This is a genomic window from Candidatus Acidiferrales bacterium (genome assembly GCA_036514995.1).
In the GTDB taxonomy this organism is placed as follows: Bacteria; Acidobacteriota; Terriglobia; order Acidiferrales; family DATBWB01; genus DATBWB01.
Window position 1 is genome coordinate 1 of the sequence record DATBWB010000009.1, and the last position, 3780, is coordinate 3780.

4 protein-coding genes are annotated in these 3780 nt (G+C 61.0%); all 4 read right to left on the reverse strand.

Going from position 1 to position 3780, the window contains the following annotated elements:
* Window positions 1–33: 33 nt before the first annotated feature.
* The gene (locus VIH17_00555; protein ID HEY4681722.1) at window positions 34–900 is read right to left on the reverse strand and encodes an HAD-IIB family hydrolase; all 867 of its coding nucleotides are present in this window, start codon (window positions 898–900) and stop codon (window positions 34–36) included.
* Window positions 901–902: 2 nt separating this feature from the next.
* Window positions 903–1607 (reverse strand): hypothetical protein, encoded by a 705-nt coding sequence (locus tag VIH17_00560; GenBank protein ID HEY4681723.1) that lies wholly within the window; start codon window positions 1605–1607, stop codon window positions 903–905.
* The gene (locus VIH17_00565; protein ID HEY4681724.1) at window positions 1591–2901 is read right to left on the reverse strand and encodes a cell wall biosynthesis glycosyltransferase; all 1311 of its coding nucleotides are present in this window, start codon (window positions 2899–2901) and stop codon (window positions 1591–1593) included. Before VIH17_00565 ends, VIH17_00560 begins: the two co-directional genes overlap by 17 nt.
* 24 nt (window positions 2902–2925) lie before the next feature.
* On the reverse strand, window positions 2926–3780 hold an 855-nt coding region (locus VIH17_00570; protein ID HEY4681725.1), incomplete at its 5' end, for a hypothetical protein.

A 3780-nucleotide genomic window follows, 5' to 3' on the forward strand; every position in this document is an offset into this window, starting at 1 on the left:
GTGTTAAAGCTCTCTAACTTCATTCTTCTATTTCTAGTACGCCGTTTTTCGCGTTGCTTCCGTCTTCCGCCGCTGCGACCGGAGAAGCCCAAGCACGGCATCATTCCAGCCCACCGGCCCAGGAGCAATGCCACGGGTGACGCCCGGCAGGCGTGCTATCACCTGGCGGTCGAAGACGCCGTCGGGTTTGGGAAGAAGGACAGCCACATCCACAGCAGCGAGCATGGGGAGGTCGTTGGCACTATCGCCCAGAGCAAGCGAACGCAGGCGCACGTGCGAGGAGGCGCGATAAAGCTCAACCAGTCGGCGAACGGCCCGGCCCTTATCGCTGCCCGCGAACAGGTGCCAGAAGCGGCCACCACGCTGGACTTCCAGCCCGCGCCGCTTGGCAAGACGGACGAATCTTTGCGCCATTTGTTCGCCTGTGCCGACAAAGAAAAACGGCTCGTCGAAGTCGCGCTGGCGTGCCCGTTCGGCCTCGCGCAACGGCAACCCGGTGTTCTGAGCGACCTCCCGCGCACTCATCTGGTGAAAGCCAACCACACACGCGCCGGTTTCTTCGGCAATCTCGTCGAGCTGTTCGACGATTTCAGAATAAGGGCGGGCGAGCGCCAGGCAGTGGTAGCGGCCGGCGCGCGTTGCGCCCTCGATGTGTTGGGGAAAGTAGCGCTGCGGGACAAAGATCCCACCACCGTTTTCCGTGACGAACGGATGGTTAATGCGTAGCTTTCGACGCAGAGCTTCCACTTCGGTGCGTGTCTTGCTCGTGCAGAAGACCAGGGGAACCTGACGGCGCTTGATCTCCTCGAGCGCCTCCCGGGCCGGCGCCCAAGAATAGGTGTAGTGGTCAAGCAGCGTCCCGTCCAGATCGGTGAAGATAACCAGTCGCTTGGGCAGCACGGTTATAAGTGCCGGAAAACTTCTTCGTTTTCAGGTGAGCGCGGCTTCATCTTCGATTGCAACCATTCGCGGGCCAAGTCACGCGCGCCCAACCCAAAGGCGATCGCTCCCGCGATCACGACGCCACCGAACAGGATGGCAAAGCTGACCAAGAGCGCCGTGCGGCCGATGCGGAGCTGTTCGAGTGCAATCACGACTGCCAGCATCATCACCAGCACGCGCACGCCCCCGGCGAGTAGCCGCGCCCCTGACCACTGTGCGTTCACCGCCGCCAGGAGCACACTGCGGGCCAGAAACTTGCTGATAAGCGACCCCAGCAGCAAAACCAAGACGGCGGTGATGATGTCAGGCACGTAGTGGATGAACCGCACCACAAGATCTTGCGTCATCTGAGTGTCAGCCGCGTTCAGCGCGAACAAGATGATGAACAACCAGAGCAAGCCCTGGACCAGCCGCGCCCCGAAGTCGCTGGGTGAGCGGAAGACACGCGCTCGCTCGATCGTGCTCGCCAGTCCCGTCCGCGCCACCAGGCGGTCGAAGCGTAGCGCAACCAGCAGGCGGTGGATCACCCGCCGTGCAAGATAGGCCACTGCGCCGCCGACGATCAGAATCAGCAGGATAGTAATCAGCGCCGGCAGAACGTGCGTCAGGTGCTCGGCCAGCCTGTGGAAGGGTTCAATGAATGCCTTCTCAAGCAGTCCTTGCATGAATCTTCTCCTTTCCCGCCCCCAAGCCCCAGCGCTCCGCCAGGTATGATTTCTCTGTCTCGAAGACCTGGCAGAGTTGCTCGATGCGTTCTTCTACCTCCCTGGCGTTGCTCTCGCGGACTTGGATGACAAAGGAGGCGGTGCGGCCCAGGTAGAGCGGCACCAGGGATTGCAGCAGATGTTCGCGGTCCAGCTTCTTGTGGTGATAGGCAGCCGCACATTCGTAGATCAAGTGCACCCAGAGCTCGTCAGAGATACGGAATTCTTCGCCCGCCTGTCCCGTGCAGGTTTTCAAGCCCTCGAGGGTTTCCTGAGAAAGAAAACTCTGGTAAACCTCGCGCAGGTCGTTGACGCCCTGGCAGAAGGCCTTGGTCATCCGTTCGACGTTGACCGTCATCGGTTCGACGCCTACGTCGAATGGAAAGCCGAACATCGGCACTGGCTCCGAGCCCTCGACGCCCTGCCAAACCGCCTCATAGCTCTCCATCAACCCGAAAACCGACCCCACCACCTGCCGGAACATGCTGGTCAAGTCGGCTCCCGGGTCCTTGACGTCGTGCAGCTTGGCGCCCAGATACGACTGCCCCACGCGAAATCCCTCAGCGATGGCCGTAAGCGTCATCCAGATGTCGATGCCGAATCGCGCCACGTCCGTCCCCCAAACGTCTTTTTCCAGGTACCGCGCCGCCAGCCGACCCGAAAAGCCGAAGTCGCCACCGATGGGCTGGCGCACGCGTTTTCCAAATAAGGCTCGCGTGATCGGGTAGATGATGCCGTTGGTGATCGTGCCGTCGTACTTATGCCGCAGGTAATAGGGCGCGATGTAATCGAATTGACGATCGAGGACGGGTCCCGCAAGTAGCTCCACCCAGTGCGGCGCGATGCTGCGCAGGTCGGAATCCACCACAACGCAGGCCTTCGCGTTCAACTGCCCGGCCACCGCAAAGATCGTCCGGAACGCACTGCCCTTGCCCGGTACGCCGTGGTAAGGCGTGCTGATCCGTTGGATGGGGTGGACGGGGTGCGAGATCAGCAGCAGCGAGTCCGGGTCAAGCTCGGCGCCGAGCACCACCTCGCGCGTGCCGTCTTTTGAACCACCATCGGAGTTGACGACGAGGGACTTCCGCTGCGGAAAATATTTTGCCAACCCTGCAGAGGCAGCCCTTACTACCTGCCCAATCGTCCGGGCATTGTTGTAACTTGGGATGCCGACGACGATCTCGACGTCACCAATCTCTTTCAGCCTGGTCAGCAGATCGTCTGGCAGGAAATTGTCCACGTTCCCATACCTCAAAGCACCGCGTCTTGCTCTTCCTTGTTATGCACGGCTGGCCGTAGCCGGCGTCCGCGTTCGACCACTGAACTCGGCGTTGTCGGCATCAACGGCATCGCGCACTGCTCCCAGGAAGCCGGGCAGCGCCGAACTGACCCGGTTCCAGTTCGGGATCAGCGGCGCGCCTAGGGGGTCCGCAAAGAAATCCTGGGTGGCGAGCTTGAGCGCCTCCGCGAACGTTTCCACCGCTGTCTCTTCATCGTGCCGATCGAAAATCAAGCCATTGATCATGGCGTCGGCGTGGTAGCGGGTGATGGTGTCCTCGGCAGTACGAACATAACGGATCAAGAGTCGCTGCATCGTGCCGACGTCGAAGGTGACTCCTTCCGCCGCCAGAATGCGGAACAAGGCCTTGGCAATGTCCACCGCCATCTTCATGAGGCCCTTCGAGGGGTCACCCGGGGAAAGATCCTGATGCTTGTGTTCGTAGTTGTCGGCAATGTCCACCTGGCAGACCCGCTTAAGCGAGCAGTTGCGGTAGATTTCTGCCAGCACGCCCACCTCCAAGCCCCAATCGGACGGGATGCGGTTCACTCTGGCCAAGTTGGCCTCCATGGCGAACTCTCCAGCAAGCGGATACCGAAAGCTGTCCAGGTAAACGAGGAAGGGTAAGTAGCCGAAGATGGACTCGAGCGCGCGGATCAGCGGCGTCATCAGTAGGCGCGTCACTCGCCCGTGCATGCGGTCGCTCACCCGCGCGTAGAAGCCCTTGCAAAACTCGAAATCGATGTTCGGGTTCACTACCGGATAGCACAGGCGGGCCAGCATCTCGCGGCCGTAGTTGACGATGTCACAATCGTGCAGCGCGATAATGTCGGCCTTCCGGCTCGCCAGCACGTA